The following is a 14200-nucleotide window of genomic DNA, read 5'->3' as shown; positions in this document are numbered from 1 at the left end:
CCTGATCCTTCTGCAACGTAGTTTGAACAAACTACTTTAAGCTAGCTGTAGATATAGTGCTATTGAGATAAGCTGTTAATTCACAAATCATATTAATACTATTTTTTTAATTCGATTTACCGAATAAAAAACTTCTCCATAAGAGATATATGTAATTATAAACTTGAGTGATTGAAGTTCCGGCAAGAGAACTGAAATTTAACAGACTAGATTAGATATGTAAGATATTTCAGGAGGCATAAAAAAACCCGCATAAAATGCGGGTTTTTATTAAATGGCGGAGAGATAGGGATTTGAACCCTAGATACGCTATTAACGTATGCCGGTTTTCAAGACCGGTGCTTTCAACCACTCAGCCATCTCTCCGTTGAGGCGCGCATATTACCGGATAATTAGAAATTGTAAAAGCCTAATTTGACAAAAAGAACATTTTTTTTGTTCTTTGTATAAAGAACAACCAGTAAACACCCATCTCAAGCCAAAATACTTGACCTTAAGGGTTGGGTTCTTTATTTTGAACCCTTATTATATAAAAGAGTCCAAGCCTGTTGAGAAGGCATTTTTCTGGCTTGAAATTGTACGTTAAACAGGAGTTTATCAATGCAACAACCAACCCCGGTAATTGAAAGAGCCCGCGGTCAATCAATTGAGATCAATAAGGTTCTGAAGAATACCTATTTGCTACTATCGGCAACTTTTATTTTTTCGGCTGTAATGGCGACAGTGTCTACACTGCTTTATATGCCACCAATGACTTACTTGATTTGTATTGGTCTTTCATTCGCTCTAATCTGGCTGGCACTTCCACGCACAGCAAATTCTGGAGCAGGAATTCTGGTGGTGTTTGCAATAACCGGTTTAATGGGCTTTGGTATAGGGCCTCTATTAAACCATTACCTGGCGATGTCTAATGGCACACAAATCGTGGCTACAGCCCTCGCAGGAACAGGACTGATTTTCTTTGCCCTTTCTGGCTACGCCTTGATGACCAAGAAAGACTTCAGCTTTATGGGTGGCTTCTTGATGGTGGGTATGCTGGTTGTACTAGTTGCAGCGCTGGCAAATATCTTTTTGAATATTTCAGGACTCTCACTTGCTATTTCTTCAGTGGTTATCTTAATCATGAGTGGCTTTATTCTGTACGATACAAGCAGAATGATTAATCAGCCGGAGTCTGCAAATTACATCGTGATGACCGTGTCTCTGTTTCTGAATATATTCAACATCTTTGTTAATTTGCTTCATTTGCTTGGATTTGCAAGTGACGACTAATTAGTCGAAGAATTATTTAAATATTAAAAAGGGCTCATCTACAGAGCCCTTATTTTTTTGCGAGTAGGATAATATGGACTGGATGAAAATAGGCTCGGCCATTTTATTGACAATGTTTATATTTATGGTCTTTCCAAGGGTTCGGCAAGAGTTGAAGCACGGAAAGAAAGGCAGTCAGCAAGAGTGGATGGGAGCTTTGGCTTTACTTGGCGGAGTAGCCTTATTTGTATGGCTGCTAATGCAATCGGTTTAGCCTTTCCCCATTGATTGATAACTCTGCCCGGCAAAGATTTAATACCGGGCAGATTTATGCCGATTACTTAGATAATACCGGGCTACTAGATAAGACTAGACCACACCGTACGCCAGCATCGCATTGGCAACTTTAACGAAACCTGCAAGGTTAGCGCCTTTAACATAGTCTACATACTCGCCCTCGTCACCAAACTGCAAGCACTGGCTGTGAATACCGGCCATAATGCCTTTGAGCTTTTCATCCAGCTCTTCACGAGTCCAGGACAGTCGCTGACTATTTTGCGACATTTCCAGTCCTGACACAGCAACACCACCCGCATTTGACGCTTTGCCAGGCGCATAAAGCACTTTGGCGTCATGAAAAACGTGAATAGCATTGATAGAAGTCGGCATATTAGCCCCTTCAGAAATAGCTTTGACACCGTTGGCGACCAACTTTTCTGCATCTTCCTTGTCAATCTCGTTTTGAGTAGCGCAAGGCAAGGCGATATCACATGGAATGGACCAGGGCTTTTGGCCTTCAAAGTATTCAGCGTTGTATTTCTCTGCATACTCTTTAATTCGACCACGTTTTACCGTTTTAAGGTCAATAATATAAGCCAGTTTTTCTGCATCGATGCCGGCAGGATCATAGATGAAGCCCGCAGAATCGGACATAGTTACTACTTTACCGCCCAATTGGATGATCTTCTCGGCAGCATACTGGGCAACATTTCCAGAGCCAGAAATAACAGCGGTTTTGCCTTCTATGCTGTCCCCTTGATGTTTCAACATCAAATCGAGGAAATAGACTGCACCATAACCGGTTGCTTCAGTACGAATCAGGCTTCCACCGTACTCTAAAGACTTACCTGTTAGCGTACCGGTAAACTCATTTTCAAGACGCTTGTATTGACCGAACAGGTAGCCTATCTCGCGCGCGCCGACACCGATATCACCTGCAGGTACGTCCCGGTTTGGGCCAATATGCTTATGCAACTCAGTCATAAAAGACTGACAAAATCGCATGACTTCTCGATCTGATTTGCCTTTGGGGTCAAAATCAGACCCCCCTTTCCCCCCCCCCATTGGTAATGTGGTCAAAGAGTTCTTAAATACTTGCTCAAATCCAAGAAATTTCAGGATGCTTTGGTTTACTGATGGATGGAAACGCAAACCACCTTTGTAAGGGCCAATCGCACTGTTATATTGCACACGGTATCCGCGGTTAACTTGAATATTCCCGTCATCATCTTCCCAGCAAACTCTAAAAGAAACGATGCGGTCCGGCTCTATCATTCGCTCCAATATAGCGGCCTGATTATATCGAGGATTTTCGTTCACAAATGGAACAACGTCTTCTGCTACTTCCTGTACGGCCTGATGGAATTCAGGTTCGCCTGGATTACGTCGCTTAACCTCAGCCATGAAAGACTCGAGGTCCAGGTGCTGCTTTTTCATCTTGTGTTGTCTCTTTGGGTCACGTATCTCGTAAAAGATACTGTTGTCGTGCCTGCAACAGCTAACCCTACAGCTTCCCTAAATTAAAAGTTAGTTGGAGAGAAACCATTTGAATATCGCCGTTACAACTTAAAATTATTTTTATTTGAGACCATCGTTAATTACACTGCTCATTTGAGCTGGATTTATGATTTAAGTCTCGGCAGCGATTATCTATCTCCTTTTCTCACAAAGAGATTAGACCAGTCTAATATTCGATCAAAATTGTGCAAAACTTGATTTAGATTAAGGGTTACAGGAAAATAAGGCTCTGTATTCCGTTAAATTAATCAATATCTTGTCATGTCTACCTGCTTTACCCTATTGGTAACCGGCTCTCCGACAAATTCTCAGGCCCACTTGTCTGCAATTCGATTTGCTAAAGCAGCTTTAGCTGCAGGACAAAAAATTGCGAATATCTTTTTTTATCAAGAAGCCGTATTAGTTGCCAGCGAGTTCATTATAAAACCTGATGATGAGGCGCAACTAACCGAAGAGTGGGAAGAACTCTGCAATAAAAATGGTATCGAGCTTCAAGTCTGCATTGCAGCAGGAAACAGGCGAGGAATCATTGAGCAAGAAGAAGCTAATCTAAAAGGCAAATCTGGAGCTTCAATTAGACCTGGATTTAAAGTTTTAGGCCTCGGTCAATTTGCCGCAGCACTTTCATCCGGCGAAAATAAACTGGTTCATTTTAAATAGTAGATTTGGTGAAAGTGTGGTGACGCTTTAGGCTGGCCAGACTGATTTCAGGAGCAAAGTAGCGATGAACAATTCGATAACCACAAGTATCATAATCCAGAGCCCTCCTTTTTCTTCAATCGCAGGCAAAGAAGCGGTTGATCTGGCTTTAGTCTGTGCAGCTTTTGAACAACAGGTAAACTTGATATTTTCAGACCGGGGTGTGCTCCACTTACTTAACAACCAAGGCAAAGAGGGTATTAATGACAAATTGCATGACAAGCAATTAAATGCCCTGGCTTTTTATGATATCGATACCATCTACGTCAACCAGCAAAGCTTGAAAGAACTAAACCTGGACGAGTCGCAGCTACTCAAAGAATGTACAATTGCCCCAGCAGAGCAAATTAATAGTCTTGTACAGGCTAGTCAAAATACGGTGACTTTCTAAATATGAATAATCTTCATTTAATTAGCCAAAATATGTCAAGGCCGGAGCTGGAAACTAAACTGAAGCTACTGGCTCAGCATGGTGACAATGTTCTTTTTATTGGCGAAGGAGTGTCAAGTTTGCTAGGCAATGGACTGAAAAATACATTTAAAGAGTTCGGGACCAAACAAATTTTCGCACTAGAGTGCGATTGCACTTGCCGCGGTATTTCGGCGTTACTTAATGGAGCTGCCGAACTAGTGGATGACACAGAAATGGTATTTCTATGCGCTCAAGCAAAGCAGATTATTAGTTGGTAAACCATGCTGCCTCATACTATTAAAACTGATCAGGAAGGTTACTTAAAAGATGCCAACCAATGGAATGAAGAGATTGCGTCAATGATTGCAGAAATGGAAGGAATTGAAATGACCGAAGACCATTGGCAAGTAGTGCGTTATGTTCGTCAATTCTATGAAGAGTTTAATACCAGTCCGTCAATACGTCCATTGGTCAAATATCTTGCAACAGTTTTGCCTGCAGAAAAATCAGGAAGTCTATTTTTGCAAATACTTTTTCCTGAAGGTCCTGCCAAGCAGGCAACCAAAATTGCGGGCTTACCCAAGCCAGCTCGCTGTACCTGAGGCCTGTCACTTGTAGTCCAGGAATACAATTGGCTATCCCTCCACCTCAACGATTCACCCTAAGTCATACGAAAGTACCAGTTAGTGTTAAAAATCGTAAATATTCTTAAAAAGTGAGCTATTTGCTACCGGGGTTGGTAAAATACCCAGACGAAGTCAATGAGTTCAGTTTCAGTTCATGCAAACTGGATAGTATGAGAGTACATACTGAAAACGTAGAAAGCCGCCTTTTCAATAGCACCAGCTCTGACTTATCGGCCTTTCTTAACAGTCCAAACGATATTAAATTTCGAAAACCAATTTGGAGAGTGGTTTAAAATGAAAAAACTAATTAGCAGCATCCTGTTGTTTGTTTCTTTTGTTGGTATTACTAGCGCAAATGCTGACCCTTCGGCTTATCTGGAAGGTATTGCGAATACAATGATCAAAGAGATCGAACAAAATAAGGAAGCTTTGAAAGCCGACAACTCACTTGCCGAAAAATTAGTTCGTGACCACTTATTGCCTGTTATAGACAAAGAATCGTTTGCAAAATCAACTTTAGGTAAAACAATTTGGAAAGACCTGACAGATGAACAAAGAGGCAAATTCATCGATGGCTATATTAATCGTGTAATTAATAAATATGCAAAAGGATTATCACTCTATGACGGCCAGGCGTTTGAATTTGACAAAGCTGAGTTCAGTGATAAATCAGATAAAGTAAGAGTCAAAAGTGAAATGAAGCAGGAAGGTTCAACTCCTCTGGATATCTATTACATCCTGAAACCTGCCAATGATAGTTGGTTAATTACCAATATGTCGATTGCCGGCACTAGCGTGACTAAAAGTTACAGAACCCAGTTCTTACCCAGAATAAAAGAAATCGGATTTGATAAGTTTTTGGAAGAGCTGGCAACGCAAACCGACCCCGAAGAATAGGAACTTAATTGCCCTAATAAAAAACCGCCATAAATGGCGGTTTTTTATTGCTCATAATTTACGAACTCGACACTCAGCCAATAATGTCCATTTTCATATATGGCTTCAAAGCCTCAGGCACTCGAACTCTTCCATCTTCCATCTGGTAATTTTCCAGAATCGCAACCAGGGTTCTTCCTACAGCCAATCCTGAGCCATTAAGCGTATGTAGCAACTCAGGCTTTCCGGTTTCCGGGTTACGGTAACGAGCTTTCATTCTTCTCGCCTGGAAATCCCCCATGTTGCTACAGGAAGAGATTTCTCGATATGTATCTTGTGCAGGTAACCAAACTTCAATATCGTAAGTTTTGGTAGAGCCGAAACCAATATCTCCGCTACATAGGATGACCGTACGATATGGCAACTCTAGCAACTGTAAAATCTTTTCAGCATGACCGGTTAACTCATCTAGCGCAGCCATGGAATCTTCCGGCTTTACGATTTGCACTAGTTCGACTTTTTCAAACTGATGTTGACGAATAAGTCCCTTAACATCTTTACCATAAGAGCCTGCTTCACTGCGGAAACAAGGTGTATGACCAGTCAGTTTAATGGGCAAAGAATCAACATCGACAATTTCATCTCTTACCAGGTTCGTCAGCGGCACTTCTGCTGTAGGAATCATGTACAAAGGCTTATCATCCTGCGTTGTTCCTTGTACCGCAAACAAGTCTTCAGCAAACTTAGGTAGCTGTGAAGTCCCATATAAACACTCAGGATTAACCAGGTATGGTACGTAAGTTTCCTGATATCCATGTTCTTGAGTATGAGTATCCAACATGAGCTGAATCAAAGCGCGATGCAACTTAGCGACTGCTGACTTCATCACGACAAAACGAGAGCCACTAAGTTTCGCTGACGCAGCAAAATCAATACCGTCAATCATTTCACCAATGGCGGTATGGTCTCTAACGTCAAAATCAAAACTGGGGATCTCACCCCACTTCCTGACTTCTACATTGTCATCTTCACTAGCACCTTGAGGTACTTCATCAGACACCAAATTAGGTAACCCCAGATAAATATCATCCAGCTTATCTTGAACTTCCTCAAATGCAGCCTTAGCTTTATCCAGCTCATCACCTAGATTGGCAACTTCGTCCAGGAGAGGTTGGATATCTTCTCCGGAGGCTTTAGCTTTACCGATAGACTTTGAGCGTACTTTTCGCTCATTTTGCAATTCTTCTGTTTTTAGCTGTAACGACTTACGTTGCTCTTCTAATTCAAGATAAGCCGCTTTATCGAATTTAACACCACGTTTGGCAAGGTTTGCCACAACATTGTCCAAATCCGTTCGAAATAACTTAGGGTCTATCATAGTAAATCCAAATTAAAAATTATTGTTTATCATTTATTGTTTATCATTCATTTATCGATGATAAATTGCTGTAACAGTCCATCAAAGTCTAACCAAGCATAATAGGAAAGTATCAACTGGCGCCTATTCTACCACCAAGCCACGCCCCAAAAAACACGCAAACCAGGCATAAAAAGCAATTTGCTGCGATATTTACGAATAATTTAAGGTTTTCTCCCTGATGAAACAACAGAAAGCTATCCAGAGCAAAAGCAGAAAAGGTTGTAAAGGCACCGAGAAAGCCAACGAAAAAGAAGAGTAACCTACCCGCAGGCCAATGCGTACCTGTATGCTCAAGCCACATATAAACGAATCCGGCCAAAAAGCAACCGACGACATTAACTATCAAGGTACTAAAAGGAAACTCTGTTCCGGAAATTGCCGGAAGATATTCACGCACGTAAAATCTAGCTGTAGCTCCAAGTGCACCACCCAGGGCAACAAGCAAAGTTGGGCCAAGTTTTGTTACGATAACATCAACCATAATCCGAATTTCGACAATTGTTAGTTTTGTACCAAGACTAACAGATTACAATCAGTCTAGGTTAGGCTTGTTTTCTTTCAGGATTTTTTGCCAAGCGACTTTAAACGCTGAAGCTTTTCTCCAATCTGTTTTTCCATTCCCCGCTCAGTCGGAAAATAGAATTCTTCTCCAAGAATTTCTTCTGGTAGGTAAGTCTGCCCAGCAGCAAATGCATTTGGCTCGTCATGATCATAGCGATACTCTGCCCCATAATCCAATTCTTTCATTAGTTTGGTCGGTGCATTTCTCAAATGAAGCGGAACAGGTAAACTCTTTTCCTGCCGTACCAAATTCATGCAGTTTTTAAAGGCCGTGTATACTGCATTGCTCTTTGGAGCCACCGCCAGGTAGGTAACTGCCTGGGCTACAGCCAGCTCGCCTTCAGGACTCCCCAGCCGTTGTTGCACATCCCACGCATTAATAGCAATTTGCAATGCTCTCGGATCTGCGTTGCCAATATCTTCACTTGCCATTCTGACGACTCTTCGAGCAATATAGAGAGGATCACACCCGCCATCAATCATCCGACAAAACCAATAGAGGGCTCCATCCGGATTAGATCCTCGTACCGACTTATGCAATGCGGAAATCTGATCGTAAAAATCTTCTCCGCCCTTATCAAACCGCCGAACATTATCCCCTACTACTTCGCTAACCAGTTCAGAGGTTAACAATCCATTTTTTTCTACAAGATCGCAGGCCATTTCAAGCAAGTTTAACAATCTCCGAGCATCACCGTCGGCAACTTCAACTAAAAGTGTTTTTGCCTCAGGCTCGACGGTTAATGCAAGTTCTCCGACACCGGCAACAGGATCAACAAGCGCACGTTCCAGAATATCCCCCAGAGCATCATTATCTAAAGATTTTAGGACATAAACTCTGGCTCTGGAAAGCAAAGCATTGTTAACTTCAAATGAAGGATTCTCTGTTGTCGCTCCGATAAATATAAAAGTTCCATCTTCAACATAAGGCAAAAATGCATCCTGTTGAGACTTATTAAACCTGTGAACCTCGTCGACAAAAAGTAGAGTTCGCTTTCCTAATTGTTTTTGTGAATTCGCTTCTACTACAGCAGCTCTAATTTCTTTTACACTTCCCAATACAGCTGAAATCGCAATAAAATGACAGTCACTTTGCATGGCAATCATTTTGGCTAATGTTGTTTTACCGGTTCCTGGAGGTCCCCAGAAGATCATTGAGTGAAGCTTGCCCTGACTTATTGCTTCATAAAGTGGCTTTCCTTCACCAAAAAGGTGGTTCTGGCCAGCATATTCAGACAATTTTTTTGGACGCATACGCGCCGCTAGTGGACGGTGTTCTTGCAGATTAGATCGTTCTGGTTGTATCGGCTGTTCCTGTCCATCAAATAGGTCTCGCATAAGATTAATACGCTCTATTCAACATATTCTCTGGAGTCGATAACATCAACACCTTCAGGAATAACAAACTGAAAAAGTGATTGTGGCAATTCAATATTAGTACGTATATCGGAAAATATTACACTTGTTTGTTGACCAAGAGAATCAGCCATCAACAGCTCTGTAATTTCGTTATTTTTAAATAAAATATGGACGGAACTAAAAATATTACCGTCTTTCCTCGGCTTCAATAAAAACAAGTTGCCGTCTTCAGCACTCGACAAAGTTAATAGCTTTATATCAAACGCATCCGCTAACGCTTCTGCATCACTTGTCATCAACAGCAATGGTGAGTCTGCTAATGCGTGATTTTGCAACTGGATAGTTACTTGCTCTAGTTCGGGATCATAAGTATATAAATATTCGCCATCAGCAACAATTACCTGTTCGAAACTCTCCTTAACTTCCCAACGAAAATGATCGGGACGCTCTATTGAAAACTTTCCGGAAGTAAAATCTATCTCCACCCCGTTTTCATTTTTCACTCTTTGCTCAAATTTAGCTTCAAAGGTTTTTAGCCCTCCGATTTTTTTTACTAGCAACTGCGCAGCGGTTGTATCAGATTGACTTACAATCTTGTCCTGAGCTACCTCTTCAGCACTAACAGTCAAAATAGACAGCGAAATAATAAATACTGAAAGAGTAATTAAACTTGTAATGGTGCTTTGTACTATTCGATTCATAAATGTTTAACGTTCGTGATGATTTTTTAAAATTCTTCTGCCAATATTAGTCCGCAAGAAAGAAGGTTTAGCCTGATAACTCTAATCTTAAAGTCTACTACTGAACCCAAAATGAATAACTCTCTGTGAAGTATTACCAAAGTAGACTCTATAATAGTTATGGCGCAGGCGGCGGCGGCGGTGCCAAAACCTCTCGCGAGCCATTGGACTGCATTTCGCTAACAATACCTGCAGCCTCCATTTCTTCAATCATTCTTGCGGCACGATTGTAGCCAATTTTTAGGCGTCGTTGTACGCCAGAGATTGATGCTTTGCGTGTCTCTGTAACAATCATGACAGCCTGATCATATAACTCATCCTTTTCACCGCCATCAGCACCTTCAGCTCCCGGCATCCCTGGCACGTCGACATCAGGAGCGCCAGAGGTTATCGACTCTTCATAAACAGGTTCACCACGCTTCTTCCAGTCACCAACAACTCGATGAACCTCATCGTCAGCGACAAAAGCTCCATGAACTCGAATAGGAATACTGGTTCCGCCAGGTAAATAAAGCATATCCCCTTGTCCCAGTAATTGCTCGGCACCAACCTGATCAAGAATAGTGCGAGAGTCAATTTTTGAAGAAACCTGGAAAGCTATTCGCGACGGAATATTGGCTTTGATCAAACCTGTGATAACATCAACAGAAGGTCTTTGGGTTGCAAGTAGCAAGTGAATACCTGCAGCACGCGCCTTTTGAGCAATACGCGCGATCAACTCTTCAACTTTCTTACCAACTATCATCATCATATCGGCAAGCTCGTCTATAACAATGACTATTTTTGGTAAAGTCTCAAGCTCCGGAGCCTCTTCGTCCATCGAGTCGGTCGGCTGCCACAAAGGATCCCTGATTGGGTCTCCGTTTTTTATGGCGTCGGAGATTTTTCGGTTAAACCCGGCCAGGTTTCTAACACCTAGTGCAGACATCAGCTTATAACGCCTTTCCATTTCAGCAACGGCCCAACGCAAAGAGTTGGCAGCTTCTTTCATATCGGTAACAACTGGAGTTAAAAGGTGAGGGATTCCTTCGTAAACAGAAAGCTCCAGCATCTTTGGATCGATCATTATTAAGCGGACATCCTCAGGCGAAGACTTGTATAAAATACTCACCAGCATCGCATTAATTCCGACTGATTTACCCGACCCGGTGGTACCTGCTACCAATAAATGGGGCATCTTAATCAAGTCGATAACAACGGGGTTACCGGAAATATCTTTTCCTAAAGCCATACTTAAATTGGATTTTGAATCATCAAAAGTACGACTACCAATAACTTCTTTTAGACGAACAATTTCTCTACTCTCGTTCGGCACTTCGATTCCGATGTAGGGCTTACCGGGGATAACTTCGACTACACGAACACTGGTAGTCGCTAGCGCTCTTGCTAAATCTTTTGCAAGGTTGGAAATTCGAGCGACTTTGACGCCAGCAGCCAGGTCCAATTCAAACCGAGTGATAACAGGCCCTGGGTGAACAGCAACTACCTGAGCCTCAACTTTAAAATCTGCCAATTTAAGCTCAACCAACCTTGAAAGTGCTTCCAGCGCTTCATCAGACATACTTTGTGTATGAGGCTTGGGCTCATCAAGCAAACGAACGGGTGGCAACTCTCCTTCAACAGGCGCATCCTCAAACAAAGTGGTTTGCTTTTCTTTCTCTTCTCTTAAGCTTGGCTCGATTTTTTTGACTTCTTTCTCGATCTTCACTTTTGGGCGCTGTTCTATTTTTACTTTTTCCTGCTTAAATACCGCCTCTCGTTGCTGCTTGATCGTTTTCTGCGCTTTTTTGTCCTTCATTCGATCAATAAATTCAACTAACTTGTTATTAATCCAGGCAATGCCATCAAGCGTTACCTTACCGACCCAGTCCATCAACTGAAACCAGGATATTCCGGTGAAAAGAGTCATTGAAGCAAAAAATGCAGCTAACATGATGAGCGTTGCACCGACTGGGTTAAACCAGTTAACCAACAAGTCTGCCACCGCCTGACCAAAGATGCCCCCTGCCAGATAACCATATTCCATTTGTGGTTCTGTAAAGTGTTGTGCAGAAATGGCGGCTCCGAGCAAAAGAGTGAATATCAAACCAAAAAGACGAAATGACCAGAAAGCCCAGCTATTTGGCAATACAGATCTCCGCTCTCGAAAAATAAGATAACCGGAATAAATCACCATAAAAGGAAAGAGATAGGCCAGATATCCGAAAAGATGTAAGAAAAAACTGGCAAACCAGGCGCCGGCCCTTCCGGTCGCGTTGGCAATTTCCCGACTATCCTTAGCCAAAGTCCAACCCGGATCGTCCGGAGAAAAACTCCATAATGCCATAAAAAGGAAAACAGCCAGCGCAATTAGTAATATAAAGCCGCCTTCCTTAATTCTTACCATCAAGATATTTACAGCCTGTTGATGATCAACCTTGGTATTCATTCTCGTTGCAAAACCCTAAATAATTCTTCTACCTAAAACTTATTAAACCTACTCGAGTCCTTTCTTTTCACTTAACTTTGTCAATAAAAGCCCAGCTTGGGAAAGGCGGCGAAATTATACATTTAACTATTTCTGAAACGCTCACTATCGTGCTATTAAAAGCGACTGTCAGTCATCTGTGTAACACTATTGGATTTATCTGGACAACTCTTAATCGCAAGGCCGCCAATTGCAGCCGAAATTGTTATGGGATATCAATAATACTGCTTTCTTTAACTTCTTCCATCACAACATAAGTTCTGGAACCACTCACTCCTGGCAGTGTGAGCAGTGTCTCACCGAGCAAATTTCGATAAGCAGCCATATCAGCAACTCGTGCTTTAACCAGATAATCAAAATCGCCAGATACAAGGTGGCACTCTAACACCTGCGGTAAATCAATGATAGATTTTTTAAAATCCTCAAAAACATCCGGTGAAGTCCTTGTTAGCCGGATTTCTACAAATACTAATAGGGCCGCCGAAAGCTTTTCGGGCGCCACATTAGCCGTGTAACCTTTAATATATCCGCTCTTTTCCAAACGCTTTACCCTTTCAAGACAGGGAGTAGCACTAAGACCAACTCTTCTGGAAAGCTCCACGTTGGCCATTCGGCCATCTTTTTGAAGTTCTCTTAATATGGCTTTGTCAATGCGGTCCAAATCACTGGCAGTGGTCTTCATTTTGGAGTTTTTAACTATTTAAGCAACACTTGACAGACAATAATACTTTAAAAGCCGAAATATAAGCAAGTTATTCTACACGATACTATATATACTAGCGGAAAATTTTACAGGCTTGCTCAGGAACAGGATATTGTTCGACAGAGGCCAGATATTAGCTAATATGAGGTATCAATTATGTTGATCGGTGTACCAAAGGAAATAAAAAATCACGAGTATCGCGTTGGAATGGTTCCTGCGAGCGTTAGAGAAGTTGTCAGCCATGGCCATAAAGTTATCGTTGAAACCAACGCAGGCACAGGAATTGGTTTTACCGACGAAGATTATATCGCTGCCGGAGCAGAAATTCGCGACTCAGCGGAAAAAGTCTTTGCAGAAGCAGAAATGATTGTCAAAGTTAAGGAACCTCTGGCTGAAGAGCGTGCCAGGTTGCGAGAAGACCAGATTCTTTTCACTTATCTGCATCTTGCTCCCGATCTTCCACAAACAGAAGACCTGATTAAAAGCAAGGCTATCTGTATCGCCTATGAAACAGTAACCAGCGACCGTGGCAGCCTGCCTCTACTTGCTCCAATGTCAGAAGTAGCTGGTCGAATGTCAATCCAGGCTGGCGCACAATGTCTTGAGAAGTCCAAAGAAGGTCGCGGCATGTTGCTTGGTGGCGTTCCGGGCGTATCTCCGGCAAAAGTCGTTATCATTGGTGGTGGTGTCGTTGGTACTAATGCGGCTCAAATGGCTGTTGGTATGGGTGCGAATGTCGTTATCCTTGATCGCTCAGTAGATGTTCTGAGACGAATCGATGCACAATTCAACGGTGCGGTAGAAACTGTTTTCTCCAGTAAAGATGCATTAGAAAGCCATGTGCTATCTGCTGATCTAGTCATCGGTGGAGTCCTGATTCCTGGTGCAGCAGCACCGAAGCTGGTAACTGCGGACATGATTAAACAAATGAAACCTGGAGCAGCGGTTGTTGATGTTGCTATCGATCAAGGTGGCTGCTTCGAGACTTCCAAAGCGACTACCCACGCAGAGCCAACTTATATTGTCGATGAAGTTGTCCATTATTGCGTAGCTAACATGCCTGGCGCTGTACCACGTACCTCAACCTTTGCACTAAATAATGCTACCCTGCCTTTTATCATCAGTATTGCTAACAAGGGATACAAAGCGGCTCTGGAAGCGGATCAACATCTTTTGAATGGTCTCAACGTTCACAAAGGTATGGTCACCTGTAAAAGTGTTGCCGATAATCTTGGATTTGAATATGTTGAACCAGCTGACGCGTTAAATGTTTAATTGGTAAGTCAGTT

At 42.2% G+C, this 14200-nt stretch carries 15 protein-coding genes and 1 tRNA gene; 8 read left to right on the top strand and 8 right to left on the bottom strand.

The features are described from left to right. Positions 1 to 275: 275 nt before the first annotated feature. Positions 276 to 366, bottom strand: a tRNA-Ser gene (locus IYN84_RS02230). Between the two features lie 234 nt (positions 367 to 600). On the opposite strand from IYN84_RS02230, the gene IYN84_RS02225 reads away from it, so the two are divergent. Together IYN84_RS02225 and IYN84_RS02220 are read left to right on the top strand one after the other, a co-directional pair. Then, the gene (locus tag IYN84_RS02225; protein ID WP_196137535.1) at positions 601 to 1272 is read left to right on the top strand and encodes a Bax inhibitor-1/YccA family protein; all 672 of its coding nucleotides are present in this window, start codon (positions 601 to 603) and stop codon (positions 1270 to 1272) included. A gap of 73 nt (positions 1273 to 1345) precedes the next feature. Beyond that, positions 1346 to 1525, top strand: coding sequence for a hypothetical protein (locus tag IYN84_RS02220; RefSeq protein WP_210330269.1), 180 nt, complete (start codon positions 1346 to 1348; stop codon positions 1523 to 1525). Between the two features lie 95 nt (positions 1526 to 1620). On the opposite strand, the gene gdhA is transcribed toward IYN84_RS02220, so the two are convergent. Next, positions 1621 to 2967 (bottom strand): NADP-specific glutamate dehydrogenase, encoded by a 1347-nt coding sequence (gdhA, locus tag IYN84_RS02215; protein ID WP_196137533.1) that lies wholly within the window; start codon positions 2965 to 2967, stop codon positions 1621 to 1623. 342 nt (positions 2968 to 3309) lie between these two features. Between gdhA and tusD the strand changes: the two genes are divergently transcribed. The 5 genes from tusD to IYN84_RS02190 all read left to right on the top strand — a co-directional run bounded on the left by tusD (position 3310) and on the right by IYN84_RS02190 (position 5682). Continuing rightward, a complete protein-coding gene (gene tusD, locus IYN84_RS02210) occupies positions 3310 to 3708 on the top strand; it encodes a sulfurtransferase complex subunit TusD (RefSeq protein ID WP_196137532.1) in 399 nt (132 codons plus the stop codon). A gap of 64 nt (positions 3709 to 3772) precedes the next feature. Further along, the gene (tusC, locus tag IYN84_RS02205; RefSeq protein WP_196137531.1) at positions 3773 to 4138 is read left to right on the top strand and encodes a sulfurtransferase complex subunit TusC; all 366 of its coding nucleotides are present in this window, start codon (positions 3773 to 3775) and stop codon (positions 4136 to 4138) included. Between the two features lie 2 nt (positions 4139 to 4140). Next, the gene (locus tag IYN84_RS02200; RefSeq protein ID WP_196137530.1) at positions 4141 to 4437 is read left to right on the top strand and encodes a DsrH/TusB family sulfur metabolism protein; all 297 of its coding nucleotides are present in this window, start codon (positions 4141 to 4143) and stop codon (positions 4435 to 4437) included. 3 nt (positions 4438 to 4440) lie between these two features. Next, positions 4441 to 4761: a TusE/DsrC/DsvC family sulfur relay protein gene (locus IYN84_RS02195; protein ID WP_196137529.1), complete on the top strand. Its 321-nt coding sequence runs from the start codon at positions 4441 to 4443 to the stop codon at positions 4759 to 4761. Between the two features lie 318 nt (positions 4762 to 5079). Then, complete coding sequence (locus IYN84_RS02190; protein ID WP_196137528.1) at positions 5080 to 5682, top strand: phospholipid-binding protein MlaC; 603 nt, start codon at positions 5080 to 5082, stop codon at positions 5680 to 5682. Positions 5683 to 5755: 73 nt separating this feature from the next. On the opposite strand, the gene serS is transcribed toward IYN84_RS02190, so the two are convergent. From serS to lrp, 6 genes are all read right to left on the bottom strand, one after another. After that, a complete protein-coding gene (gene serS, locus IYN84_RS02185) occupies positions 5756 to 7039 on the bottom strand; it encodes a serine--tRNA ligase (protein WP_196137527.1) in 1284 nt (427 codons plus the stop codon). A gap of 112 nt (positions 7040 to 7151) precedes the next feature. Continuing rightward, positions 7152 to 7562 carry a fluoride efflux transporter CrcB gene (crcB, locus tag IYN84_RS02180; protein WP_196137526.1) on the bottom strand — a complete coding sequence of 137 codons (411 nt, stop codon included), beginning with the start codon at positions 7560 to 7562 and terminating at the stop codon, positions 7152 to 7154. 77 nt (positions 7563 to 7639) lie between these two features. Next, a complete protein-coding gene (locus IYN84_RS02175; protein ID WP_196137525.1) occupies positions 7640 to 8980 on the bottom strand; it encodes a replication-associated recombination protein A in 1341 nt (446 codons plus the stop codon). Between the two features lie 14 nt (positions 8981 to 8994). After that, on the bottom strand, positions 8995 to 9702 hold the full coding sequence (gene lolA, locus IYN84_RS02170) for an outer membrane lipoprotein chaperone LolA (protein ID WP_196137524.1): 708 nt from the start codon (positions 9700 to 9702) through the stop codon (positions 8995 to 8997). 157 nt (positions 9703 to 9859) lie between these two features. Further along, positions 9860 to 12169 (bottom strand): DNA translocase FtsK, encoded by a 2310-nt coding sequence (locus tag IYN84_RS02165; RefSeq protein ID WP_210330268.1) that lies wholly within the window; start codon positions 12167 to 12169, stop codon positions 9860 to 9862. Between the two features lie 244 nt (positions 12170 to 12413). Then, positions 12414 to 12890, bottom strand: a complete 477-nt coding sequence (gene lrp, locus IYN84_RS02160; protein ID WP_196137523.1) for a leucine-responsive transcriptional regulator Lrp — start codon at positions 12888 to 12890, stop codon at positions 12414 to 12416. A gap of 177 nt (positions 12891 to 13067) precedes the next feature. Between lrp and ald the strand changes: the two genes are divergently transcribed. Next, on the top strand, positions 13068 to 14186 hold the full coding sequence (gene ald / locus IYN84_RS02155) for an alanine dehydrogenase (RefSeq protein WP_196137522.1): 1119 nt from the start codon (positions 13068 to 13070) through the stop codon (positions 14184 to 14186). Positions 14187 to 14200: the final 14 nt, after the last annotated feature.

This window comes from Aliikangiella sp. G2MR2-5, from assembly GCF_015687155.1.
Classification (GTDB): Bacteria; Pseudomonadota; Gammaproteobacteria; order Enterobacterales; family Kangiellaceae; genus Aliikangiella.
The sequence above is the reverse complement of the archived record's forward strand: the minus strand, read 5'-3'. Positions and strand labels throughout refer to the sequence as shown.

Coding starts and splice junctions, on each gene's coding strand:
- IYN84_RS02225 (WP_196137535.1), top strand. CDS start 601: ATGCAACAACCAACCCCGGTAATTGAAAGAGCCCGCGGTCAATCAATT.
- IYN84_RS02220 (WP_210330269.1), top strand. CDS start 1,346: ATGGACTGGATGAAAATAGGCTCGGCCATTTTATTGACAATGTTTATA.
- gdhA (WP_196137533.1), bottom strand. CDS start 2,967: ATGAAAAAGCAGCACCTGGACCTCGAGTCTTTCATGGCTGAGGTTAAG.
- tusD (WP_196137532.1), top strand. CDS start 3,310: ATGTCTACCTGCTTTACCCTATTGGTAACCGGCTCTCCGACAAATTCT.
- tusC (WP_196137531.1), top strand. CDS start 3,773: ATGAACAATTCGATAACCACAAGTATCATAATCCAGAGCCCTCCTTTT.
- IYN84_RS02200 (WP_196137530.1), top strand. CDS start 4,141: ATGAATAATCTTCATTTAATTAGCCAAAATATGTCAAGGCCGGAGCTG.
- IYN84_RS02195 (WP_196137529.1), top strand. CDS start 4,441: ATGCTGCCTCATACTATTAAAACTGATCAGGAAGGTTACTTAAAAGAT.
- IYN84_RS02190 (WP_196137528.1), top strand. CDS start 5,080: ATGAAAAAACTAATTAGCAGCATCCTGTTGTTTGTTTCTTTTGTTGGT.
- serS (WP_196137527.1), bottom strand. CDS start 7,039: ATGATAGACCCTAAGTTATTTCGAACGGATTTGGACAATGTTGTGGCA.
- crcB (WP_196137526.1), bottom strand. CDS start 7,562: ATGGTTGATGTTATCGTAACAAAACTTGGCCCAACTTTGCTTGTTGCC.
- IYN84_RS02175 (WP_196137525.1), bottom strand. CDS start 8,980: ATGCGAGACCTATTTGATGGACAGGAACAGCCGATACAACCAGAACGA.
- lolA (WP_196137524.1), bottom strand. CDS start 9,702: ATGAATCGAATAGTACAAAGCACCATTACAAGTTTAATTACTCTTTCA.
- IYN84_RS02165 (WP_210330268.1), bottom strand. CDS start 12,169: ATGAATACCAAGGTTGATCATCAACAGGCTGTAAATATCTTGATGGTA.
- lrp (WP_196137523.1), bottom strand. CDS start 12,890: ATGAAGACCACTGCCAGTGATTTGGACCGCATTGACAAAGCCATATTA.
- ald (WP_196137522.1), top strand. CDS start 13,068: ATGTTGATCGGTGTACCAAAGGAAATAAAAAATCACGAGTATCGCGTT.